This is a genomic window from Desmonostoc muscorum LEGE 12446, assembly GCF_015207005.2.
Taxonomy (GTDB): domain Bacteria; phylum Cyanobacteriota; class Cyanobacteriia; order Cyanobacteriales; family Nostocaceae; genus Nostoc; species Nostoc muscorum.
The window spans coordinates 8,035,129-8,057,890 of the sequence record NZ_JADEXS020000001.1 but is presented as its reverse complement, the minus strand read 5'-3'; the positions used below and the strand labels follow the sequence as shown (position 1 = coordinate 8,057,890).

Annotated in this window: 22 protein-coding genes; 15 read left to right on the top strand and 7 right to left on the bottom strand. The window is 41.9% G+C overall.

From position 1 onward, the window contains the following. Nucleotides 1-24: 24 nt before the first annotated feature. The 3 genes from IQ276_RS33220 to IQ276_RS33210 form a co-directional block, all read right to left on the bottom strand. Nucleotides 25-978, bottom strand: coding sequence for an alpha/beta fold hydrolase (locus IQ276_RS33220; RefSeq protein WP_193925410.1), 954 nt, complete (start codon nt 976-978; stop codon nt 25-27). A 21-nt stretch (nt 979-999) separates the two neighbouring features. Next, on the bottom strand, nt 1,000-1,824 hold the full coding sequence (locus IQ276_RS33215) for an SDR family oxidoreductase (protein ID WP_235116178.1): 825 nt from the start codon (nt 1,822-1,824) through the stop codon (nt 1,000-1,002). A gap of 289 nt (nt 1,825-2,113) precedes the next feature. Beyond that, on the bottom strand, nt 2,114-2,599 hold the full coding sequence (locus IQ276_RS33210) for a glutathione peroxidase (protein WP_073639165.1): 486 nt from the start codon (nt 2,597-2,599) through the stop codon (nt 2,114-2,116). Nucleotides 2,600-3,066: 467 nt separating this feature from the next. Here IQ276_RS33210 and IQ276_RS33205 point away from each other — a divergent pair, with 467 nt between their 5' ends. The 7 genes from IQ276_RS33205 (at nt 3,067) to IQ276_RS33175 (ending at nt 9,134) form a co-directional block, all read left to right on the top strand. Next, nucleotides 3,067-3,618, top strand: a complete 552-nt coding sequence (locus IQ276_RS33205) for a 1,2-dihydroxy-3-keto-5-methylthiopentene dioxygenase (protein ID WP_190881334.1) — start codon at nt 3,067-3,069, stop codon at nt 3,616-3,618. Between the two features lie 36 nt (nt 3,619-3,654). Then, nucleotides 3,655-4,290, top strand: a complete 636-nt coding sequence (locus IQ276_RS33200) for an HAD-IB family phosphatase (protein ID WP_193925470.1) — start codon at nt 3,655-3,657, stop codon at nt 4,288-4,290. Between the two features lie 68 nt (nt 4,291-4,358). Next, nucleotides 4,359-5,030, top strand: coding sequence for a methylthioribulose 1-phosphate dehydratase (mtnB, locus tag IQ276_RS33195; protein WP_235116177.1), 672 nt, complete (start codon nt 4,359-4,361; stop codon nt 5,028-5,030). Between the two features lie 194 nt (nt 5,031-5,224). After that, nucleotides 5,225-5,524, top strand: coding sequence for a putative quinol monooxygenase (locus IQ276_RS33190; RefSeq protein ID WP_193924671.1), 300 nt, complete (start codon nt 5,225-5,227; stop codon nt 5,522-5,524). Between the two features lie 532 nt (nt 5,525-6,056). Beyond that, complete coding sequence (locus tag IQ276_RS33185; RefSeq protein ID WP_193924672.1) at nt 6,057-6,698, top strand: hypothetical protein; 642 nt, start codon at nt 6,057-6,059, stop codon at nt 6,696-6,698. Between the two features lie 168 nt (nt 6,699-6,866). Further along, nucleotides 6,867-7,646, top strand: coding sequence for a class II glutamine amidotransferase (locus IQ276_RS33180; RefSeq protein WP_193924673.1), 780 nt, complete (start codon nt 6,867-6,869; stop codon nt 7,644-7,646). Between the two features lie 723 nt (nt 7,647-8,369). Then, entirely contained in the window at nt 8,370-9,134 is a 765-nt protein-coding gene (locus IQ276_RS33175; protein WP_193925544.1) for a sulfite exporter TauE/SafE family protein, read from the top strand. 86 nt (nt 9,135-9,220) lie between these two features. Here the strand turns inward: IQ276_RS33175 and IQ276_RS33170 are convergent, their stop codons facing one another. After that, a complete protein-coding gene (locus tag IQ276_RS33170; protein ID WP_193925542.1) occupies nt 9,221-9,934 on the bottom strand; it encodes a gamma-glutamylcyclotransferase in 714 nt (237 codons plus the stop codon). A 304-nt stretch (nt 9,935-10,238) separates the two neighbouring features. On the opposite strand from IQ276_RS33170, the gene IQ276_RS33165 reads away from it, so the two are divergent. The 6 genes from IQ276_RS33165 (at nt 10,239) to IQ276_RS33140 (ending at nt 18,182) form a co-directional block, all read left to right on the top strand. After that, complete coding sequence (locus IQ276_RS33165) at nt 10,239-11,405, top strand: sulfate ABC transporter substrate-binding protein (protein WP_235116176.1); 1,167 nt, start codon at nt 10,239-10,241, stop codon at nt 11,403-11,405. Nucleotides 11,406-11,587: 182 nt separating this feature from the next. After that, nucleotides 11,588-12,448, top strand: a complete 861-nt coding sequence (cysT, locus tag IQ276_RS33160) for a sulfate ABC transporter permease subunit CysT (RefSeq protein ID WP_193924489.1) — start codon at nt 11,588-11,590, stop codon at nt 12,446-12,448. Then, entirely contained in the window at nt 12,435-13,316 is an 882-nt protein-coding gene (gene cysW, locus IQ276_RS33155; protein WP_193924491.1) for a sulfate ABC transporter permease subunit CysW, read from the top strand. Before cysT ends, cysW begins: the two co-directional genes overlap by 14 nt. Before the next feature lie 131 nt (nt 13,317-13,447). Beyond that, complete coding sequence (locus tag IQ276_RS33150) at nt 13,448-13,711, top strand: NIL domain-containing protein (RefSeq protein WP_190878249.1); 264 nt, start codon at nt 13,448-13,450, stop codon at nt 13,709-13,711. A gap of 291 nt (nt 13,712-14,002) precedes the next feature. Next, a complete protein-coding gene (locus IQ276_RS33145) occupies nt 14,003-17,167 on the top strand; it encodes a GAF domain-containing sensor histidine kinase (protein ID WP_193922074.1) in 3,165 nt (1,054 codons plus the stop codon). A gap of 370 nt (nt 17,168-17,537) precedes the next feature. Beyond that, nucleotides 17,538-18,182, top strand: coding sequence for an NIL domain-containing protein (locus IQ276_RS33140; protein WP_193922065.1), 645 nt, complete (start codon nt 17,538-17,540; stop codon nt 18,180-18,182). A gap of 62 nt (nt 18,183-18,244) precedes the next feature. Here the strand turns inward: IQ276_RS33140 and IQ276_RS33135 are convergent, their stop codons facing one another. Both IQ276_RS33135 and cysE read right to left on the bottom strand, forming a co-directional pair. Beyond that, nucleotides 18,245-18,835 (bottom strand): Crp/Fnr family transcriptional regulator, encoded by a 591-nt coding sequence (locus IQ276_RS33135; protein WP_190878228.1) that lies wholly within the window; start codon nt 18,833-18,835, stop codon nt 18,245-18,247. Nucleotides 18,836-18,986: 151 nt separating this feature from the next. Then, the gene (gene cysE / locus IQ276_RS33130; RefSeq protein ID WP_193922209.1) at nt 18,987-19,715 is read right to left on the bottom strand and encodes a serine O-acetyltransferase; all 729 of its coding nucleotides are present in this window, start codon (nt 19,713-19,715) and stop codon (nt 18,987-18,989) included. Nucleotides 19,716-19,922: 207 nt separating this feature from the next. Between cysE and IQ276_RS33125 the strand changes: the two genes are divergently transcribed. Then, nucleotides 19,923-20,405, top strand: a complete 483-nt coding sequence (locus tag IQ276_RS33125; RefSeq protein ID WP_190878374.1) for an RrF2 family transcriptional regulator — start codon at nt 19,923-19,925, stop codon at nt 20,403-20,405. 236 nt (nt 20,406-20,641) lie between these two features. Further along, entirely contained in the window at nt 20,642-21,604 is a 963-nt protein-coding gene (gene cysK / locus IQ276_RS33120; protein WP_193922207.1) for a cysteine synthase A, read from the top strand. Between the two features lie 288 nt (nt 21,605-21,892). On the opposite strand, the gene IQ276_RS33115 is transcribed toward cysK, so the two are convergent. Then, nucleotides 21,893-22,690 (bottom strand): peroxiredoxin-like family protein, encoded by a 798-nt coding sequence (locus IQ276_RS33115; RefSeq protein WP_193922205.1) that lies wholly within the window; start codon nt 22,688-22,690, stop codon nt 21,893-21,895. Nucleotides 22,691-22,762 lie beyond the last annotated feature (72 nt).

Genomic DNA, 22,762 nt, shown 5'->3' with positions numbered 1-22,762 from the left:
TTCATTACCTACTTGGACTCCAATTCATTCTGAGTTCTGACTCCTGACTTCTGAATTCTTCTTGATAAATGGAGCGATCGCTGCTACAAATTCAGTAGTTGATTCGTATGGTAAAACATTGCGCCCATTTATTTTTATACCTCGACCTTGAGGCAAATGAGCCAGGTAGTCAGCCAAGCGTTCATCTGGCGTTTCTTTTTTACCTTCTTGGCTAATACTTGATGCTATTTCCCCCACAACTATTAGTGTTGGCTGCTGGATAGAAGCAATCAAACTACTATAATCCTGTCGCCAAAACCCTGCTAAAAAAGAAAACACTGCATGGCGACTAGCGAGATTTTCTGCACCTACAACCAATGTATTTAACCACTCTGCATCGACAGCATTATCAGAAGCAAATAGTTGACGAGTTGAAAAAGAACGTAAAAACTTTGGCGTGCGTGCATAACGATAAAAGCCACTACCAAAAGGCGAATCAAACAGATTCCAAAAAATTTTTTTCTGCCATTCTGGTAATTTTTTGGTAATTACAGCCCAGGCTGGCGGCCCAGAAAGTACAAGTCCAGCAATTAAATTTGATTGCTTTTCGACTAATCTGATAGCAACTGGCAATAACCCACCTTGTACAACTAAAATCACAGGTTTTTGCACTACTGTTTGTAAAAAGTATTGCAACTGTTCCGCCCAATCACTAGGAGTGTAAGCCATATGCGGCATCTCACTTTCACCACATCCTAATAAATCAGGATTATAAATCAAATTCTGCTGACCAGAATTATACCATTCGCGTTGAAATCGTCGCCAAAATTGCCGCGATAATCCGACACCAATCGGATGAATTAACAGTAAAGGAATACCCTCAGATATTGTATTACTTGGTTGATGAATTTCGTAAGCACAACGATAATTCTGCCAAGTGTAAAACTGGCTAGGAGATGCTGTGAAATCGGTTGTGTTAGCTACAGCAGATGGTTGCATAATTCCTAGTTTTAATTCTTGCTAAAAAATCATCTGTGGATGAATCAACTCGTATCCTGCTTCTTTGAGCTTTTCATTAGATACCCAAGCATTATATGGACGAGTACTCGTGATGGAAGTATCCCATATAACTTTAGGTAAATTATGTTTTGCAAATAAGCCATCGAGCAAATCTCGACTCGTGAGATGTGCGTCATCCACTAAATTATAAATGCCTTCTAAGCGACGGTGACGGGCAAATTCGATCGCACCAACAATATCATCCAGGTGAATCCAATTCGTGATATCCTCGCCAGTGCCGGGACGGGTTGCACCAGAATATCTACCAAATATTTTCAGCAATTCCCTGCCAGTTCCATAAATCCCTCCTAAGCGGAAGATACAAACCCGCAGATTTTCGCTAGATGCTGATAGCAAGATATCCTCAGTTTTGCAGAGAATTTGGGCATTTAAATTAGCAGGTGCAACCGGTGTTTCTTCGTCTACCCAGACACCATTTCTGTCACCATACACTGCATAACTTCCTGTGTATATTAATTGTTTCACACTGGGAATATGCCGCAAGACGGAAACTACAGCATTGGCAGTTTGCAAATAAGTTTCTTCATAAACCTCCGCACCCTTTGCACCAACACTCAAAAGTACAACATCTTGATTTTGTAAAACTGATTTTAGAGTATCTAGATCATTACCTTTGGTGACTACAACTTTTTGAGCTACTGATTTTAGTACAGGAACACGCTCAGGAGAAGTTGTGGTTGCACTGACAACAAAATTCATATTTTGGTGCCAATATTGAGCAACTTTATAACCAACATAACCACAACCAATGATTGCAACGTTCATGGCAAAGTAGACGCAAATAAATTAAACTACTCATTGGAGAGAATAGTCAGAATTCAGGGATCGAAATTCAGGAGTCAAAACAGTTAAAAAATCATGAGAATATTTGATGAATGAATATATCAATCATACTAGACTCATGAACAATTCTGGCTTCTGACTTTTGGGTGCTGAATTCTTACAGAGAAGATTCTCGATTTAAGAGACTGAAATTCAATAAATTTCACAGTCCATATCCAAAAGTCAATAGCCAATAAGACAGGGAATGTAACTAATGGCTAATGACTATTAACTATTTTGCTAACTCGCTCTCAATGGCGTTAATTAATTCTGGTGAAGATGGGTGAATACTACTCTTAAATCGAGCTACCACTTCACCTTGCTTATTCACTAAAAATTTTTCAAAGTTCCAAGCAACAGCCTCCGATGGCTCAACAGCTTTGGTAAGTCGCTCATAAAGTGGATGCTGCTGTGAGCCTTTGGCATGAATTTTATCGAATAATTCAAAGGTAACACCATATTGACTTGTGCAGAATTTCACAATCTGTTCATTGCTTCCGGGTTCCTGCGCCCCAAAATCGTTACAGGGGAACCCCAAAACACGTAACCCAGCTTCTTTGTACTTTTGGTTCAAGTCTTCTAACCCGTTGTATTGGGATGTATAACCGCAGTAAGAAGCCACATTCACGATTAAAAGTACTTTTCCTGCGTAGTCGTTTAATTGTTTGTCTTGGCCGTTGATGGTTTTGACCACGATATCAGAAATTGCGTTACTCATCTGGAATCGGAATAGATAGGGAATATTGCCAAGTTTCCCATATTACAGGTACTTTCAACTCGGTTTAGTTGAGAAAAATAGTAGTTGGGTAGGGACTGGGGACTGGGGACTGGGGACTAGGGACTGGGGACTGGGGACTGGGGACTGGGGACTAGGGACTGGGGACTGGGGACTGGGGAATGGGGAATAAATAATTTAGGAATACTTTTTCAGTACCTAATACCCAGTCCCCAATACCCAGTACCCAACCCCTAATCTCTTAACTAGCGATCGCCTCTAAGTAAACTTGTGATAACCTGTTTGTAAATTGCTCAATTAATCCGCTATTTCAGGAGAAATCTTGGAAATCTGCGTTGCTTTTAATATAAAAATCAATACCTTAGTAATCAAACCACAGAGAAGTCCGATATCAGGAAGCCTTGCCTGAGAGTCATCTCTGGGCGAAATAAAAAAATATCAGGTGAGCTATGGCGATTCTCAAATTAGAAGATGATACAATCCTCACGGATATAAATCATATTGCTCAAGAACTCACAGCCTTAAACATCCAACTCAACCGTTGGACTCTAGGAGATAATCCAGAGTTACATCGTTTGCTGGCAGAAGATAGCCTCAACGACGATGAAAAAGAACAAGTACTAAAAGCACTGGATGTTTATTTTAACAAACTGCAACAAACAGCAGGCTATCAGTCACGGGATCTCATTGTTCTCCATCCAGGAGTTCCCAACCTCGATGAACTGATGGTAAAGTTTGACCAAATCCACACCCACGCCGATGATGAGGTACGCTACGTCATTGATGGAGAAGCCATTTTTGGCTTTGTGCGTCCCGATGGTAGCCAGGTAGAGTTGACAGTCCAAAAAGAAGAGTATATCAACGTACCAGCCGGAACCGAACACTGGTTTCATCTCACCCCAGCACGGCGAATTAAAGCAGTGCGCTATTTCATCAGCGCTGAAGGTTGGGTTCCTCTGTATACAAATAAAGAAATTCGGGTTCATCGGGCAGTAGCTTGAGAAATGCCCAAAAACGAAGAACTGGCAGGACAGAAAGTGAAGCGGATTGTTTTTTGCGACTTTGACGGTACCATCACAGTTGAGGAAACCTTTGTGGCAATTCTGAAAAAGTTTGCGCCAGAACTTTCGGCAAAATTGCTACCAGAAATGTACGCACAACGGTTAACACTCCGAGAAGGTGTCCGAGAAATTCTGCAATCAATCCCATCTTCCAGCTATGCCGAAATTTTAGAATTTACTCGAACCCAGGCGACGCGCCCAGGATTTATAGAACTGTTGGACTTTCTGGACTTTCAGGGAGTACCCCTAGTGGTGGTTTCCGGGGGACTGCGAGGGATGGTAGAAATTGTTTTGGGTGGGACGCAACAGCGAATTCATGCCATCCACGCCGTTGATGTGGATACCAGTGATACTCTGTTAAAAGTCCGCTCTGATTATGAGGGAGAAACAGAACTGGTGGCGAAGGTACAGGTAATGGCAGAGTATCCCGCTGATGAGAAAATAGCCATTGGTGACTCCATTACCGACTTAAATATGGGGCTTGAGGCATCTGTGGTATTTGCTCGCGATCGCCTAGCAGAGTATCTTAATAGATACCAGAAGCCGTATATTCCCTGGAATGATTTCTCCGATATCCGCGATTATTTAGCAAAATCATGGAGGTCAGTCTGATTTTATTCCACAGTAAACCCTAGCCGAGCATTATTTGTGGGGTAATTACGAATTACGAATTATGAATTATGAATTATCTTGACCCTCGTCTTGAGTTAATTGCTACAGCTCGTCACTTTTATCAACAAGGTTGGATGGTGGGAACTGCCGGCAATCTCTCAGTGCTTTTACCCGATGGTAGCTTCTGGATTACAGCCAGTGGTCGGTCTAAAGGAGAATTATTACTGAGTGATTTTGTTCGTATTTATCCAGATGGTAAGGAACATTGCCCAAATAATTTAAAAAATAATTTAAAACCCTCCGCAGAAACCGCCATTCACCAGGTACTTTATACCTTGTTTCCCGAAGCAAAAGCTTGCTACCACGTCCACTCAGTAGAGGCAAATTTGGTTTCTCGCTTTGTAACAGGAAACTCTTTACCTTTACCACCTTTGGAAATGCTCAAAGGTTTGGGAGTTTACCAAGAAAATCCCAATTGTGTGATTCCCATCTTCACCAACCATTTACAAGTTTCCCAAATTGCTGCTGACATTAAAGAACACTTCGCAATTACCCCAGCCCAAGTACCAGCCTTACTCATCCGTGACCACGGTGTTACAGTTTGGGCACCTTCCCCTGAGTCTGCCCGTAATTACATTGAGTTGGTAGAATACATTTTTCGGTACATGGTAGCTGGTTGGGGACTGGGGACTGGGGACTGGGGAGACGCGGGGATGCGGGGAATGACAAATGACAAATGACCGAATTTTAGATTTTAAATTTTGTTTGGATAATGGAATTGAAGATTCAAAATTCAAAATTTAAAAAGGTCTCAGAGCAAGCGAATTTAAACGCGAGAATAAATCTAAAATCCAAACATCGTAAATTAAATTACAAGTCCCTGACTTCAGGCATGGGGTAAATCTAAAATCTAAAATCTAAAATCCAAAATTGTATGACTAACCAAACTATTCGCGTTATTGCCCATGTTATTGCTTTGCCTAACAAAGTAGAAGAACTTAAAGCTGTGTTGTTGGAACTCATTGAACCAACCAGACAGGAACCAGATGCAATCAAGTATGAACTTTTGCAAAATCAGTATGACCCAACAGACTTTACTTTTGTGGAAGAGTGGACTTCTCATGAAGCCCTGAATACTCATATGGACTCACCCCATTTCCAAGCGGCAGCAGCCAAATTGGAAGGTTTGGTGGCTGCTGCACCAGATATCCGCCATTATCATCTTTTGGCATAAGACAAACTTTACTGGTGTAGGGATCAATCTTTCCCGTAGAGTTCAAGCCTTACTTACGTATAACTTTACAAAAATTTTACACTACTTGTAGTGTTAATTCCACTTGTAATTTTATCCTACCTAGCTTTTAGTCTATTTTTAGTTAAGTTTAAAATATATTTTTTACGTAAAAATACAATATTCTTCGGTAGAAAATATAGATTCGGTATTAGCATCCACATGTAGTGCAAAAATACAGTTAATTGCTTACTCAAAGCTTGAAAAAAAGCAAAACCAAGCTTTAGTCATTTCAAAAACCACACAAGTATGCAAACCCTATGTAAGGCTGAGTAAGTACATATTGTATTGGGATGCCCTACCCTAAGCTGTTGCACATTTGACTAGCATAATCGGTTAGCTGAAACTGTTGCATAATTGTGTGTTTTTAACAGAATGTACATCAGCTTTAGCTTGTTACATACTAATCAGATTTGCATACTTATTTAAATAGTGTGCTAATCAATAATGCCTTATTTTTTGGAGAATTAACTTCATGGTTAACATAAAAAACCTCTCAATAACTCTTGCTGGATTATCATTGATGACAATAGGTACAGCTTTAGCTAGCGCCCCTGCGGCCTTAGCGGCAGTGATTGACTTTGATAGTTTGTCCGATTTTGAAATTGTTGATGACCAATTCCTGAGCCTGGGTGCAGACTTCAATGGAACAGCATCGATTCTCCAATTAGGATCAACCTTAAATCCTGATTTTCCACCTGTATCTGGTAATAATATAATTTATGACAATCCTTCTTTGGGTAGTGGAACAATCCGCATTGATGCTGTCGATTCTTTTTGGTCATCTGTGGGTGGTTTTGTGACTGGAAATACAAATGTTACTTTGACTGCTTATAATGCTAGTAACTCTATTTTGGGTACAGCATCAACGGGCGGAGCTAACTTTGATGGTGCTGGTACAGGATTATTACCTAATATATTTCTCAGCATTACTTATCCAGATATCTCCTATGTCACATTTGAGGATAGTGGAAATACTTACACTATTGATAATTTTACATTTACCAAATCTGTTCCTGAACCCAGCGTTATGTTAGGGACATTATTGACATTTGCTGCTTTTAGTGCTAACTCTCTCCGCAAAGGAAAACGTCAGCAAGTTACAACGAAATCTTAGACTAGCTATCTGTTGATTTTTGCTCTAGCCTCTCATTTTGGGAGGCTATTTTATTTAAAATTGATATATTAAGTTTCAAGATTGAAGCGATCGCTCCAGAATCAAGGCAACATTCTGGAGTATCTTGAACAGCAAGGCCTGAGTCGAAAATTGAAAGCTGCAACATCTATGTGCCAATTGCTTGGAATGAATTGCAATGTCCCAACGGATATTTGCTTTTCTTTTGAAGGTTTTTCTGCACGCGGAGGAAAAACGGATCATCATAGCGATGGTTGGGGCATTGCTTTCTTTGAAGGAAAGGGATGTCGGATGTTTTTAGATGACCAACCTTCTGTCGCTTCTCCGGTAGCGGAGTTTGTGCGGAGTTATCCCATCCACTCAACCCATGTCATAGCCCATATCCGCAAAGCCACTCAGGGTGAAGTTGCTCTACACAACTGCCATCCTTTCCGCAGGGAATTGTGGGGTAAGTATTGGGTATTTGCCCACAACGGTAATTTACCAGATTTTCATCCAGAAAATATGGGCTTTTATCAAGCTGTAGGTGATACGGATAGCGAAAAAGCATTCTGCATGATGCTAGAAACATTACGAGAACGCTTTCCTGAAGGTGAGCCTTCCATTAAAGAACTCTATTGTGTGCTGCAAGAAATTACTAGTGTAATTGCCAAACTAGGTATATTTAACTACTTGCTATCAGATGGAGAACACTTTTTTGCTTATTGCTCAACCAAACTCAGCTATATTGTACGCCAAGCGCCCTTTGCTGCTGCCCATTTGATTGATCAAGATATGACCGTGGATTTTCGGGAAGTGACTACCGAACGCGATCGCGTCGCTGTCATCGCTACCACTCCCCTGACTGACAACGAAGTTTGGACACAAATCCAACCCGGAGAATTGCTAGTATTTCAGGACGGGTTACCCCTGAAATATACCCTCTGTTAACAGTGGGTGTAGGTTGGGTAAACTGATAATATTACTCAACAAATGCTTTGGTAGTTTTCTTGAAAATATCCGATCTAGCAACCACAATTTGATTTTGTTCAAATCGCAAGCCTAAGGATTCCCGATTTATTTCAAAAGTCGGGAATCTTATTATTTACTAATATTTATAATTACTACATTTCCTAGATAGCACCTACATAGCTAGGGGTGTACATCTGTACGTCCCTACAGTCAATTCGTTGCAGAAATATTTAAAAATTACATAACAACAATTTTACGCACTATCGTATTTTGCTGCAATTCATCTACTGAAAAATCGTTAGAATTTACCAACTTTTGAAAATTAATATACCCAACTTAGTTGTTACCAATTTATTTTTAATAATATACCATTTTAATTGGTATAAAAATTAGATTTACATCCAATTATAACTGTATTAATATAGTAAAAATTAATGTGATAAATCTAATAGTTCCAAATATATATTGGCTATTATAAACATTATTAAAAAATGTATTGCTCAGAGGGTAATTTAAAAGTCATGATTGATGTATCAAATCTTTTTTACCCCACCCTAACCCTCCCCTTATAAAGGGGAGGGAACTAGATTAGATTAACTTCCGGTCTCCCCCCTTTATAAGGGGGGATTAAGGGGGGTAATCATTCTATTAAAATCACAGCCAACCACTTTTAAAACATCCTCTAACAAAAAAATTATTTTTATGGCTGATACTGAATTACTATCGCTCATAGCAATTTTCTTTATAACAAGTGTCATAAGCGTCATTACAGGAAGTACTTCTTTAATTACCGTCCCTGTAATGTTGCAATTTGGTATTGAACCGCGTACTGCTCTTGCTACCAATATGCTGGCATTAACCTTTATGAGTGTTGGTGGTACATTGCCTTTTATTGGTAAAAAATTAATTGACTATAATCGCTTACCAATAATCATTTTACTAACCATTTTAGGTTCAATTATTGGTGCGTTACTCGTTTTAGTTATACCTGCAAAATCGATGCCTGCAATTATCTCGATTTTGATGATTGTAGTTGCTATATTTTCAATTGCCAATGGTCAGGCTGGAATCATTCCAACAACAACTAATCCATCACCAATAGTAGAAATTGGTGGATATGTGGCAACCTTTGTGCTTGGTGTTTATGGTGGTTTCTTTAGTGGTGGCTATGTGACAATGCTGACAGCAGCTTATGTCAGCTTATTTCGGATGACATTTGTTCAGGCGGTAGCAAATACAAAGTTGATTAACATTTTTTCTTCACTGATTGCCACCATTATTTTCTTAACACAGGGAATAGTCGATTACAAGCTTGGTATTATTCTCAGTATTACTATGTTTATTGGCGGAATATTTGGATCGCAGGTTGCCCTTAAACTCAACAACATCTGGTTGCGACGTATATTTATCACCACAGTAATTGCCCTTGGACTCAAGACCTTACTTGATTTTTCTGCACTACGTTAACAAAAGGCGATCGCTAGATATCGCTAAATTATAGATTATCCGCAGTGGATTTTTTCCATGTCTATTAATGCCGAGGCGATCGCCAATCATTCTGAAGTCTTAATTTGAGTTGAGCCGCTACTAGCTAAAAGCGCTTGTTGTTTTGCCAGCACTTGTTTGTGTAATAAGAACAATTTTTTATCTTTAATCCCTTCTGCGGTCAATCCATCGACAGTTCTCATCAGATAATCGGCGCAGGAACCCAATTTTCCAGATGCGGTGGCAATACTATTAATAGTAGTTGTTGATGGTATGCGATCGGCGTACCTGGGATGTTGACGATTGGCAACAAAGGCGATCGCTTTGAATTCCTGTGTACCATCAAAAACCCTTACCCAACGAGCATTGTAAACACCAGCCAACATCTCCCGTCGCCAAATCAGCAGTAATTCTTTTGGAACATCGGCAGCAGCAATTCGATAAATAACACCACGACAACTACCACCGCGATCGAGTCCTAAGAGTAATCCGGGATTCTCTGGAGTCCCCTGGCCAAGAATCATCCATGTACAAAAGCGCCGATGCCAACCATAAATGATCCCAGCACGGCGCTCAACGTATGTGATTAAAGGATTCCAAATCAGCGAACCGTAGGCAAATATCCAGATATCAGAATTTGGTGGTTGCTGTTGTAGTATCTCATCAAGCGATCGCTGTAACTCATCTTCACTCAGGGTAGTTAGCTTGATTCCAGAGTGTGATGGTTCTAATAGTCTTGTCTGTTCGTTTCCGGCTTCGAGGTCGCTACGACTAAGTGACATAATGTTGATTATTTCCTTTTTTATCCATTTTCAGTAATTTCACTATAATCTTTAGAATAAATTAATTTATTTATTTGCTAGCAAGTTGCTTGGTATACTTGCTAACTGATTGTAATGACAATTTGATATTTGAAACTCAAAGTATTTGTAATTGCTCATAGAACTGATAGAATCACCATAATTTCTATCGGGAATATGAGGTTTTTGTGTATTTGTAATAAATTGCCACAAAAATCTAGTAATATACTACAGTATATGACTGTATTCCCATCTAGTAACTGTAGATTTAGCGGAGGAAATTAGGATGAGTTTGTGGCAGCGCCCACTGAAAATATTACAAGCGATGGCTCCGGCAGGCTACGCCTACGCTGAACATAGAATCAATCGGTTCAGACTGAATTCGCTCAAAGGTTTTGTATCGCTATTTTTGGTAGGGGCTTTAATGAGTGTGGCGCTTGCCGCCTGCTCCGGTGGGAATGGGAGCAATTCTTCCACAGAAAACCCTAGTGCTAGTCCTGTGGCTGCAAGTAAAGGTAATGTTGAATTAACCCTCGTTTCCTTTGCGGTTACCAAAGCCGCTCACGAAGCCATCATTCCTAAATTTGTAGAACAGTGGAAGAAAGATCATAACCAAACTGTCACCTTCAAGCAAAGTTATGGCGGTTCTGGTTCTCAAACTCGCGCCGTCATTGATGGTTTGGAAGCAGATGTTGTCCACTTAGCACTTGCAGGAGACACTACAAAGATTGAGAAGGCTGGATTAATTCAGCCAGGATGGGAAAAAGAAGTTCCCAACAATGCAATTGTCTCCAAATCTGTGGCAGCGCTAATCACTCGCCCTGGCAACCCTAAAGGCATCAAAACTTGGGAAGATTTGGCCAAAGCAGATACAAAACTGATTACCGCTGATCCCAAAACCTCAGGCATTGCTAAGTGGAATTTCCTCGCACTGTGGAACTCCGTGATTAAAACCGGTGGAGATGACGCTAAAGCAACTGAATTTGTCACCAAAGTTTACAATAACGTGCCAATTCTGACTAAAGATGCACGGGAAGCTACAGACACATTTGCCAAGCAGGGTCAAGGAGATGCCTTGATTAACTACGAAAACGAAGTTATTCTGGCAAAACAAAAAGGTGAGAAAGTTGATTATGTGGTTCCCGAAGTAAATATATCCATCGACAATCCCATCGCTGTAGTAGATAAAAACGTCGATAAGCATGGTACACGGGAAGTTGCTGAAGGTTTTGTGAAATACCTCTATACTCCAGAAGCACAACAAGAGTTTGTTAAATTAGGATTCAGACCTGTGGATGAGACTTTAGCTCAAACTAAAGAAGTCACAGATAAGTTTCCTAAGGTAAAAACTTTAGGTACAGTTCAGGACTTTGGTGGTTGGGAAGAAATTGATAAAAAGTTCTTCGCAGATGGGGGTGTGTTTGATAAGATACAAGCCCAAAAGAAAAGGTAATTAAATAATTCGTAATTCGTAATTCGTAATTTGTAATTTAAAGATCGCATTTAAATTGTGTCATTCAGGCGGGTAAGAGACCTGCCCTACAAGATTTTGATTTAATTCGATTCTGCAATTTAGATACTTTTCAGCTTACAAATTACGAATACTGCCAAAAAACTTTTTTTGCATTTTTGACTATGACGACTATATCTCCTTCTGTGGAAGTCCAACGTAAAACATCGTTTTGGAAAAAATTGCAGCGAGTTCCGTGGACTTGGCGAATCACCATTGCATACCTGACGGTGATGTTGTTTATGCCCATAGTCGCCATGTTTCTCAAAGCGAGTACTGAACCTCCAGCTAGGTTTTGGGCGATCGCAACTAGTGATATTGCATTAGCAACATACAATGTAACTTTTGTGACTTCATTGTTTGCAGCCCTGCTCAATGGTGTATTTGGTACTCTGATTGCTTGGGTTCTAGTCCGCTACGACTTTCCCTTGAAACGCTTGATTGATGCCACAGTAGATTTACCGTTTGCGTTGCCAACATCAGTAGCAGGTTTAACACTGGCAACAGTCTACAGCGATAATGGCTGGATAGGCTCCCTGCTAGCACCTCTAGGAATTAAAGTATCTTTCACTCGGACGGGAGTAGCAGTAGCAATGATCTTTATCTCACTGCCTTTTGTGGTGAGAACTGTGCAACCTGTACTTCAGGAAATGGAACATGAAATTGAAGAAGCCGCTTGGTGTCTGGGTGCTTCTCAATGGCAGACATTCTGGAAAGTGATTTTGCCGCCATTATTTCCGACAATATTGACTGGTGTTGCCTTGGGTTTCTCCCGTGCAGTTGGGGAATATGGTTCAACAGTGATTATTTCTTCCAATACACCATTCCAAGATTTAATCGCGCCTGTGCTGATTTTCCAGCGGTTAGAGCAGTATGACTATTCTGGTGCAACAGTAATTGGCATAGTTCTACTATCAATTTCCTTAGTGTTGCTATTAGCTATTAATTTCTTACAAGCATGGGCAAGGCGATATGACAGTAGATAAGCCAAGTTTTCACTCATCTGCATCTGATGATATTCCATATACAACCAAGCCGAAAGAGCAGAAAAAGTGGGTGCCAATAGTTTTAATTGGTATAGCGATCGCCTATTTAACTCTAGTTCAATATATCCCTGCAATTAACGTTTTTATCCAAGCCTTCAGCAAGGGAGTCGGACCGTTTATATCTAACCTGACACGACCAGCCTTTCTCCATGCAGCTTGGTTAACACTGTTATTAGCTGCGATCGCTCTGCCATTAAATACAGTATTTGGTTTGTGTGCAGCTTGGGCGATCGCTCGCCATAAATTTCCCGGACGCGCCATAGTTTTGAGCATTATTGACCTGCCCTTTTCCATCTCCCCCGTAGTCGCAGGATTGATGATTGTCCTACTATACGGACGCAATGGCTGGTTTGGTCCTTGGCTCCAGGCACACGATATCAAAATTATCTTTGCCTTTCCAGGTATGGTGTTGGCTACAGCCTTCGTCAGTATGCCCTTCGTAGCGCGGGAAGTAATTCCTGTTTTAGAAGAATTTGGCAAAGATCAAGAAGAAGCAGCTAGAACATTAGGTGCCAAAGATTGGCAAATATTTTGGCGCGTCACCTTACCCAGTATCCGTTGGGGCTTACTCTACGGTTTAATTTTGACCAACGCCAGAGCAATGGGTGAATTCGGCGCAGTTTCAGTGGTATCAGGCAACATCGCTGACTTAACCCAGAGCTTACCACTATTTGTGGAAGACGCTTACAAACAGTATGAAACCGAAGCTGCCTTTTCTGCCGCTGTACTATTAGCCTTACTAGCAGTAGTCACCCTAGTGCTAAAAGAGATTTTAGAACGCAAAACCCGCATTAAAGATGTTGAATAGTTAGGTTTGGGCATGAGAAAGAAGACACGGAGATAGTATTTGATCATTTCTTTGCGTCACCTTGTCGCCCTCATCCCCCTTATCCTCCCATACTCCCCATCTCCTCATCTCCCCACTCCCCACTCCCCTCTATGACTAGTGACACACCTACAAATAAACGGATTCGACTCAGAATTCCTAAGGACTATCATCAGGAACCTGTGATTTCTCGCCTGGTGTCTGACTACAATCTGACTGTGAATATCACAGCAGCAATTCTGGGAGCCAATGCTGTCGGTGATGGTTGGTTTGATCTGGAACTTAAAGGAACAGAGGCACAAATTCAGAGTGGACTAGCTTATCTCCACGATTTGGAATTACAAGTCTGGGATGAGACTAAAGCAAGTGATTGGTAAAGTAGTTCAATATTGTTCCTAATTTCTCAACTGACAGCGGTTTTTAGTTGAATAGAATACACATGCTTGAAAATTAGGCGTTGCATTGCAGGGTAGCACAGTCATGCTACCCTGTTTTTGTCTATTCAACTCCAAATTGAAAAATGATTGCGAGATGGATTCACCAAGGCTATTCCCAATCTAAAATCCAAAATTTAAAATCCAAACTTCTATCAGTTTTTATTTCAAACTGCGATCGCAAAAATAAAGTGGGAACACTGAAAGTAGGTATTTCACGATTCCCTAGACTTTATGACAACACACGATTACAAAGCGTCAAATCTCCAAGACGTGGAAGAGTGTCAAAAACAGCTACAGCTAACGGTTCAGTACCAAAAAATTTTGGCGAGAATTCTGGCGAAAATTCGGGCATCTGTAAACCTAGAAGCTTTGTGTTCGACTTCTTGTCAAGACATTTCCCGGCAATTAAAGATTGAGCGAGTTGCAATCTACCGTTTCAACTCTGATTGGAGTGGTAGTTTTATCAATCGTTTTGGCTTTGCCGAACCACGCTGGGATACACTCAACACTTTTGGACAGGACTTAGTGTGGGAAGATTCGTATTTGCAAGAAACTCAGGGAGGGCGATATCGCAAAAATGAGCCGTTTGCTGTGGCTGACATTTACGATGCTGGACACGCTCGTTGTCATGTTGAAGTATTAGAACAGTTTCAAATTCGCGCATATGCGATCGCGCCTATTTTCATTGGTGCAAAACTCTGGGGTTTACTGGCAGGCTATCAACACTCCACAACCCGACAATGGCATCCTCACGAAGTGGAATTTTTAGCTCAAGCCGCCAGCCATCTCGGCGTAGCAATGCAGCAGGCAGAAATTTTAGAACAAAGCAAACAACGCACAGCAGAATTGCAAGATGCAATTGCGCGGCAACGTGCTTTGACGGAAGTGGTGGGAAATATTCGCTCGTCCGTGAACACCGAAATTATTCTCGACACCGCTTGTCAGGAACTCTGCAAACTCCTGAAGTTAGAACGGGCAGCAGTTTATCGGTTTAATGAAGACTGGAGCGGTGAATTTGTCAGCCAATTCGGTATGGTTGAGGCGCAGTGGGATAGAATCCACCCATTTGGCAAAAATCTTGTTTGGCAAGATACCCACCTCCAAGACACCAAAGGCGGGCGCTATCGCAATAACGAAACTTTTGCTGTGAACGACATTTATCAAGTCGGTCACTCGCGGTGTCACATCGATATTTTAGAGCAATTTAAAATTCGAGCTTATGCCTTAGCGCCCATCTTCATCGGTCCAAAACTCTGGGGATTGATAGCAGCTTATCAACATTCAGGGGCGCGTCAATGGGCAAATTATGAAGTTGAGTTCCTGGGACAGGTGGGGGCACAGCTAGGGGTGGCGATTCAGCAAGCCGAAAATTTAACCCAGTCGAAACAACAGGCGACGGCGTTACAAAATGCGATCGCTCGCCAACGCGCACTTACGGAAGTCGTCGGCAAAATTCGCTCCTCCTTAGATATTAATTTAATCCTGAAAACGACTTGTCAGGAAGTGTGTAAACTGCTACGAGTCGAGCGAGTCGGCGTTTATCGCTTTAATGAAGACTGGAGTGGCGAATTTGTCAGTCATTTCGGCATGGTAGAGGCACAGTGGGACAGCATTAATTTATTCGGCAAAAATCTGGTTTGGGAGGATACCCACCTGCAAGAAACCAAAGGCGGACGCTACCGCAACAACGAAAGTTTTGCTGTGAACGACATCTACCAAGCCGGACACTCGCGCTGTCACCTAGATATTTTGGAACAGTTCAAGATTCGTGCCTATGCCTTGACCCCAATTTTTGTGGGACGGAATCTGTGGGGATTGCTGGCTGCCTATCAACATTCTGCACCGCGCCAGTGGGGTAGCGTAGAGGTAGAATTTTTAGGACAAGTTGCCAGCCAACTCGGAGTAGCAATGCAAAGTTCCGAGATGCTGACCCAAATTCAAACTCGCGCTGACGAACTGCACAAATCGGCTGAACAGCGGCGGATATTATTCGATTTAGTCGTCAAAATTCGGGAATCCTTGGATTTGGAGACGATCTTTAAGACCACAGTACAAGAAGTGCGGCGATCGCTCAAAGCAGATCGAGTCGGCATCTTTCGCTTTGACTCTGATGTGGGTTTTTGCAGTGGTGAATTTATCGCTGAAGATGTCCTACCCAAGTTTGATTCTGCCCTCGCCGTGAAGGTGCAAGACTATTGCTTTGGCGACCAGTACGCACCGCAGTATCGTCAAGGACAAGTGCAAGTAATTTCTGATGTCAACAGCGTTGGCTCGAAAGTGCCCCATCTTGATGTCATTGAGCGATTCCAAGTCAAAGCCCAGATTATTGTCCCACTGATGGAAGGTGATGAACTTTGGGGATTGTTATGCATTCACCAATGCACCCATGTACGTGATTGGGAAGAAGCTGAATTAGAATTTGTCACCCAAGTCGCGGCTCAAGCGAGTGTAGCACTACGTCAAGCCAAGCTGTTCCAACAATCGAGTTTGCTTGGTCAAACCCGTGAAGAAGCAAATCAACTCGCCCAAACACTGAATGAGCTACGCACTGCCCAACTGCAAATTATTCACTCTGAAAAAATGGCCAGCTTAGGGCAACTGGTAGCGGGGGTTGCCCACGAAATTAATAACCCAGTTAATTTCATCCACGGTAACTTAGAACACGCCCACCAATATACCCAAGATTTGCTGCGCTGTGTCGAGCTTTATCAAGAATATCATCCCACTGCTGCACCAGAGATCCAAGAGTTTTTAAAGAAAGCCGAAATTGATTTTTTATTCGACGACTTACCTAAATTATTCCAGTCCATGAAAGTCGGGACTGAACGCATTCGTGAAATTGTCAGTTCCCTGCGGAACTTCTCGCGCCTAGATGAAGCTGACTTCAAAGCAGCAAATATTCACGAAGGTATCGACAGCACCTTGATGATTTTGCAAAACCGCTTGAAGTCCTCAACTGACAGCCCCACCATTCATGTGAGCAAAGACTATGAGACTTTACCTATGGTTGAGTGCTATCCCGGTCAGTTAAATCAGGTATTTATGAATTTACTGTCTAACGCCATTGATGCCTTAGAAGAACGAAACGCCCAAGCTACCCCCGAAGCGATCGCAGCAAACCCCAGCCAAATCAGAATTTCTACCTCCCTCCTCAATAAAGACTGGATTGCCATTCGCATTGCCGATAACGGACTTGGTATGGATCAAAAAACACTCTCTCGCTTGTTCGATCCATTTTTTACCACCAAAGTTGTTGGTAAAGGCACAGGACTAGGGCTTTCCATCAGCTACCAGATTGTCACAGATAAACACAAGGGCAAGATTTACTGCCAATCTGAACCTGCCAAAGGCACAGACTTCGTGGTTGAGCTGCCAATTCGTCAGGCGAGAAGTTGAAAATCAGTACCTAAGGCGCGGCTCCATCAAGGTCGCAGGCTTGTCCTGGTGTTACAGCGTTTTTCATCTATTTGAACCACAATCCCCAGTAGGGGCGCACAGCTGTGCGCCCTTACAACGTCAGGGCTTGTCAAATTACTTTACATAAATTTAGCATATTTTACGTAAATTTACCCATTGTTTTTTTCTGGACTTTATGAGAGTCTCCTTTACATCACAACTAAATACATTAATTCGATAGATTTACCGTAGTTTATTTATAGCCAAAAAGTTTATCTCACAACTCTTTGACAATCCGTCTTGGAAAGTTCTGATCTAAGGAAGCCTGAGCTTTTGACTTTTCGCAAAATCCAAAATCCAAAATGGTATTATGTCTGCCACTAAAACCGTAAAACCTGCTTCAGTCCACAGTCGAATTCTCGTGCCCCAGCGGTATCAGAGGCAACCTGTAATTTCCCGACTAGTGTCTCGTTATGGTTTAACCGTCAATATCAAAGCTGCATCCTTGACATTAGACAGTGACAGCGACGGCTGGTTTGATTTAGAACTTTCGGGAAATCCCCAAAAGCTGACAAGTAGCCTATCTTACCTGCAAGGATTGGGAGTAAATCTAGTACAAATAGCGATCGCCAACCAAATTCAACCCACCCATAACTCGCCACCCTTCCCAGATTCAGCTGACAAACTCAGCCCTAGAGACTCTACATGGCTAACAGATCAATGGCAAGAGCAATTTCAGCAATGGATTTCTCTAGGTCAGACCAATCGATTGCGCTTGCAACTGTGCGTTTTAAAAACCTACTACGAAGAACCTGTGATTTCTAAGTTAGTTTCTCGTTATGGGCTAACAGTCAATATCACCAGTGCATTACTTAAACCCGACACCCAAGATGACGGCTGGTTTAATTTGGATTTATGGGGTAGAACAAAGCAGCTATACTCTAGCCTGAGTTATTTAGAAAAACTCGGACTACCGATTTGGTTGGATTTATCTAGCATTTATGGCGATCGCTAAATTCAGAATTCAGAATTCAGAATTCAGGAGTCAGGAGTCAGAATTTAGAATTCAGAATTAGTCTAGATTTCGTAGTACCAAATATCTTCTTCTCGTAGCACAATTCGATGCAGAGAGAGGCGATCGATCAAACCCTCTTGCTCAAACTGTCCAAGAACACGAGTAATGGTTACACGAGTTGAACCCAGCATTTCTGCCAAGTCTTCATGAGTTAGACGCATATCTATTAAACGCCCCTTCTCAACTTCCGAACCAAACTTTTGAGATAACCATGCCAACAGCTTGATGAGCATAGTATCCACCTTTTTATGGCTACGAATCACCATCAATTCTTGAGCCTGTTGGATATGGCTAAGTAGAGTTTCTGTTAGTTGAGTCCACTCCTCTAAAAGTAGGACTGTCGCCCCCACTTTAGTTAAGCATTCCATCTGATAAGGTTCTAATTTTGACAAAGCTTTCCCAACGACATCTCCAGGTCCCCACAATCCCAGAGCTACAGTTGTACCATCTTCCAGATAAGTAAAAGTCCTGACAAAACCCGTTTCAATCTTCCACAGACCGTTTGGATACTCTGGCAGAAATGAACGACGCGCAAAAACTTGCTTAGTATTATTACTTGGCAGATTAGAAATATTTGTGTATAAAGAAACCATATCCTATAGTACTGCTTTTTGATAAACTAACCGTAGTATATATATACCAGGTTATAAAAGCTTCTGGTTATTGAAATTAATAATGTTTTTAGAGAGGGAGTGGGGACTGGGGATTGGGGAAGAGTTTTCCTAGTACCCAGTACCCAATTCCCTAAATTCCCGCACCATCAAGAAAATCTTCAATCATTCCATCAGAATTATTGCTCTTAGGTTTGTTGGTTTGTTCGTCCCCAAGCTGATTTGGGAACAAGCTTGATTGATCTTCTAACTCCTGTAAGTGTTTTTCTAGAGCTTTGACTCGTTCAAATAAAGCGCGGATGACTTCAGCTTCCACGTCCCGGACTTTATCATGATCCAAAACATCGCCATTGTTATTGTTCTGACGAGTCACACGCCCTGGAATCCCGACAACGGTGGTGTTGCTGGGCACATTTCGCAGCACTACTGAACCTGCTCCAATGCGGACGCGATCGCCAATTTGAATATTTCCCAATACCTTGGCACCTGCTCCCACAACTACATGAGAACCTAAAGTTGGATGGCGCTTGCCGCTTTCTTTGCCAGTACCACCAAGGGTAACACCTTGATAAATCAAGGCATAGTCGCCAACGATCGCTGTCTCGCCAATCACTACTCCCATACCGTGGTCAATAAACACTCCCTTGCCAATTAATGCCCCAGGATGGATTTCAATTCCAGTTAAAAACCGACTAAGATGAGAAACAAACCGGGGTATAAACGGAATTCCTAATTTATACAGCCAGTGCGCCAAGCGATGGAAAAGTAGGGCTTGAAATCCAGGGTAACAAAACAATACTTCCAGCCAGTTACGAGCTGCTGGGTCGCGCTCAAAAATCGTTCGCAAATCAGTTATTAGCATATTCACTTAACACATCATCGGTAGGTAAGACTCCCAAAGCGGCTATGCAGATAATTTCTGCAAAAAATGACTTATTTTTGGGAATCGTGTAGGATAATCTACGGTAAGTCGATAGGCTTGTAGTCTTTAAATTGCTAGTAAGTGGGATGCTATCACATCCGACACTTTGAAAAAATAAATTTCGCATAAAATGCGATAAATCCCTCAATTCACCGTAGTATATTGAGTACTGTCTTGAATAGCCAAAACTACTCTCTCCTCGATCTGTCTTCCAAAGTGGAATACGCGCTGCTGGCACTTTTAGAACTAGCAAGCCACCACGGGAAAAAACTTCCTCTGACCATGAGTGAGATCACCGCTAAGCAACCCATACCTGAGCGCTATCTAGAACAAATTTTGACCAACCTCCGGCGTGCCGGTGTGGTGCAAAGTCAACGTGGCTCTAAAGGAGGTTTCGTTTTAGTTCGTGAACCTTGGCAGATCACCCTGCTGGAAATTGTGACTTTGGTTGAAGGCGAACGCAAAGAGAAAGATACCTCTGAATCTCCGACTCTGGAAAGGACTCTGGTTTATGAAATCTGGGAGCAAGCCAATGCTGCTGCTATTGAAGTTTTGGGTCGATATACACTCCAAGATTTGTGCCAGGAAAGGGAAATTCGCGCCCAGCAAAGTCCGATGTATTACATTTAGCCACGGAATTTTAGATTTTAGATTTTAGATTTTGGATTGTTCATTCAAAACTTAAAATCTAAAAAGGCCTGAGAGCAAGGTTGCTTTATTTGTGGAATAAATCCTTTCATCCCAAATATACAATTCTTTACTCAGAGCAACTACCTCAAGAGCAAGAACCCGCAACGGGCAGGTATCGGGTCAATCTAAAATCCAAAATCCTCTCATCCAAAATTGTTTGACAAAGGAGTACTTGTATGAAGATCGCAAAAGACATCACAGAATTAATCGGACGGACTCCTTTAGTTCAATTAAACAAGATTCCCCAAACTTCGGGAGCGGTTGCTCAAATTGTAGTGAAGCTAGAAAGCATGAATCCAGCGTCTTCTGTCAAAGACCGGATTGGCGCAAGTATGGTGGAAGCGGCAGAAGAAACAGGCTTGATTCACCCCGGAAAAACCGTTTTAGTAGAGCCAACCTCTGGCAATACAGGAATTGCGTTGGCGATGGTGGCAGCTGCTAAGGGTTACCATCTTATTCTAACGATGCCTGACACAATGAGCCAGGAAAGACGAGCCATGCTCAAAGCTTATGGCGCACAACTAGAGTTAACGCCAGGGGTAGAAGGAATGCGAGGGGCGATCGCTCGTGCAGAAGAAATTGTAGCTCAAACCCCCAATGCTTATACGTTGCAGCAGTTTCGCAACCCTGCTAACCCCAAAGTTCACGCCCAAACCACCGCAGAAGAAATTTGGAATGATACCGATGGACAAGTGGATATTTTGGTGGCGGGAGTCGGTACTGGTGGGACGATTACGGGAGTATCACAGGTCATTAAACAACGCAAGCCGAGTTTTCAAGCGATCGCAGTTGAACCAAGCAGTAGCCCAGTATTAGCCGGTGGTAAATCAGGCCCTCACAAAATCCAAGGTATTGGCCCCGGATTTGTCCCAGCAATTTATCGTCCAGAACTGGTAGATGAAGTGATTCAGGTTACAGATGACCAAGCGATCGCCTACAGCCGTCGTCTAGCAAAAGAAGAAGGATTACTATCTGGCATTTCTACTGGTGCTGCTTTGTATGCGGCTATTCAAGTTGCACAGCGACCAGAAAATGCAGGTAAGCTCATCGTGATGGTGCAGCCTAGCTTTGGCGAACGCTACCTCAGCACCTCACTGTTTAAAGATCCAGAGGAAAATGAGTGGTTGAGCAAAGTTTGATTCGATTAGGACTTACGCACTGTACAAAAGAATCATCTTGTGCATCAACATAAATACGTAGTTTCAGGTTTTTACTAATCATTTTTTGATGTTAAATAGACCTGCGCTGTAGGGGCACAGCAATGCTGTCCCCCTACGACAGATGTGGTTTTTCAAATGTTGCATTAAAAATCTCTGAAAAATTCAAGTTGAAAAACATAATCCAATTTTTCTATTCCACTACTTTAGCCTTGCCATGCTACTACGTGTACTTCAAAAATCAAATATGAGTCCTATAGCAATTAGGAATTAGTGAGTTGAGGTAAAACTATCTGTTTCGATCAAGGATAAAAATGATAGGGGCTGACTCATATTACTAGCAAAGCCCAAAATTCCTGGATCTCGATGTTCGTAAAGTAACTGGCCTTTAGTATCAAACAAAAAAGTTCCACCACGCTGAGTTAAGTAGGCAGAATTAGGTACATAAGTATGCCAATTGCTTAGAACTTCCACCATATTTCGTAGGCGTAGAGTAGCTAATTCAAAGGGACGTTGAAAGCCATTTCCACCAGCTAATTGGAAAAATGAGCCTTTAAAAGCAGGTAGAGGAGTACCTTGAATAATTTCATCATCTTCAATGAGTTGAGGGGCTTGACGATCTCCCCTGTATCCCCGAAAAACTTCTCTTAGCGTTCCAGGACTTCCAAACCCTGCACACATTAACAGTAGATTTAGCCAAGCTTTCTGAGACTGAGAAAGTCCAGGGAGAGGAAGATTCAGACCTGAATAAAGTTTGAGTTGGTGATGTAATTCTCCATTAGGTTCAACAAATAAATTTTCCGGTGGAAATCCTGTATATTCACAGAATCTTGTTCCAGAAGTGCGATTCCCAATTCCCACTGCACGAATGGCGAGTTTTTCATCTGACAATTTTTTAGCTTCGCGCTGTAACCACCACGCATATTCAAGACTATCAAAATCCCCAAGTTGCGGCCAGACTAAAATAAGGATATATGAGGCAGTCTCGCAATTTTCTAGTAGGGGTCTGGTCATGCCATCACTAACACGCTGAAGTTCAGTCTGATTAAGGATAGTGTAAGGATTCATAACAAGGAATTAACTACTATTTAGCTATCTAATTTTAGTCCAATTTATGAGAATTAACTTTCATTATTATGA

Excerpts from the sequence above, each read along its gene's own strand:
- IQ276_RS33220 (WP_193925410.1), bottom strand. The coding sequence starts at position 978 with ATGCAACCATCTGCTGTAGCTAACACAACCGATTTCACAGCATCTCCT.
- IQ276_RS33215 (WP_235116178.1), bottom strand. The coding sequence starts at position 1,824 with ATGAACGTTGCAATCATTGGTTGTGGTTATGTTGGTTATAAAGTTGCT.
- IQ276_RS33210 (WP_073639165.1), bottom strand. The coding sequence starts at position 2,599 with ATGAGTAACGCAATTTCTGATATCGTGGTCAAAACCATCAACGGCCAA.
- IQ276_RS33205 (WP_190881334.1), top strand. The coding sequence starts at position 3,067 with ATGGCGATTCTCAAATTAGAAGATGATACAATCCTCACGGATATAAAT.
- mtnB (WP_235116177.1), top strand. The coding sequence starts at position 4,359 with ATGAATTATCTTGACCCTCGTCTTGAGTTAATTGCTACAGCTCGTCAC.
- IQ276_RS33190 (WP_193924671.1), top strand. The coding sequence starts at position 5,225 with ATGACTAACCAAACTATTCGCGTTATTGCCCATGTTATTGCTTTGCCT.
- IQ276_RS33185 (WP_193924672.1), top strand. The coding sequence starts at position 6,057 with ATGGTTAACATAAAAAACCTCTCAATAACTCTTGCTGGATTATCATTG.
- IQ276_RS33180 (WP_193924673.1), top strand. The coding sequence starts at position 6,867 with ATGTGCCAATTGCTTGGAATGAATTGCAATGTCCCAACGGATATTTGC.
- IQ276_RS33175 (WP_193925544.1), top strand. The coding sequence starts at position 8,370 with ATGGCTGATACTGAATTACTATCGCTCATAGCAATTTTCTTTATAACA.
- IQ276_RS33170 (WP_193925542.1), bottom strand. The coding sequence starts at position 9,934 with ATGTCACTTAGTCGTAGCGACCTCGAAGCCGGAAACGAACAGACAAGA.
- IQ276_RS33165 (WP_235116176.1), top strand. The coding sequence starts at position 10,239 with ATGAGTTTGTGGCAGCGCCCACTGAAAATATTACAAGCGATGGCTCCG.
- cysT (WP_193924489.1), top strand. The coding sequence starts at position 11,588 with ATGACGACTATATCTCCTTCTGTGGAAGTCCAACGTAAAACATCGTTT.
- cysW (WP_193924491.1), top strand. The coding sequence starts at position 12,435 with ATGACAGTAGATAAGCCAAGTTTTCACTCATCTGCATCTGATGATATT.
- IQ276_RS33150 (WP_190878249.1), top strand. The coding sequence starts at position 13,448 with ATGACTAGTGACACACCTACAAATAAACGGATTCGACTCAGAATTCCT.
- IQ276_RS33145 (WP_193922074.1), top strand. The coding sequence starts at position 14,003 with ATGACAACACACGATTACAAAGCGTCAAATCTCCAAGACGTGGAAGAG.
- IQ276_RS33140 (WP_193922065.1), top strand. The coding sequence starts at position 17,538 with ATGTCTGCCACTAAAACCGTAAAACCTGCTTCAGTCCACAGTCGAATT.
- IQ276_RS33135 (WP_190878228.1), bottom strand. The coding sequence starts at position 18,835 with ATGGTTTCTTTATACACAAATATTTCTAATCTGCCAAGTAATAATACT.
- cysE (WP_193922209.1), bottom strand. The coding sequence starts at position 19,715 with ATGCTAATAACTGATTTGCGAACGATTTTTGAGCGCGACCCAGCAGCT.
- cysK (WP_193922207.1), top strand. The coding sequence starts at position 20,642 with ATGAAGATCGCAAAAGACATCACAGAATTAATCGGACGGACTCCTTTA.
- IQ276_RS33115 (WP_193922205.1), bottom strand. The coding sequence starts at position 22,690 with ATGAATCCTTACACTATCCTTAATCAGACTGAACTTCAGCGTGTTAGT.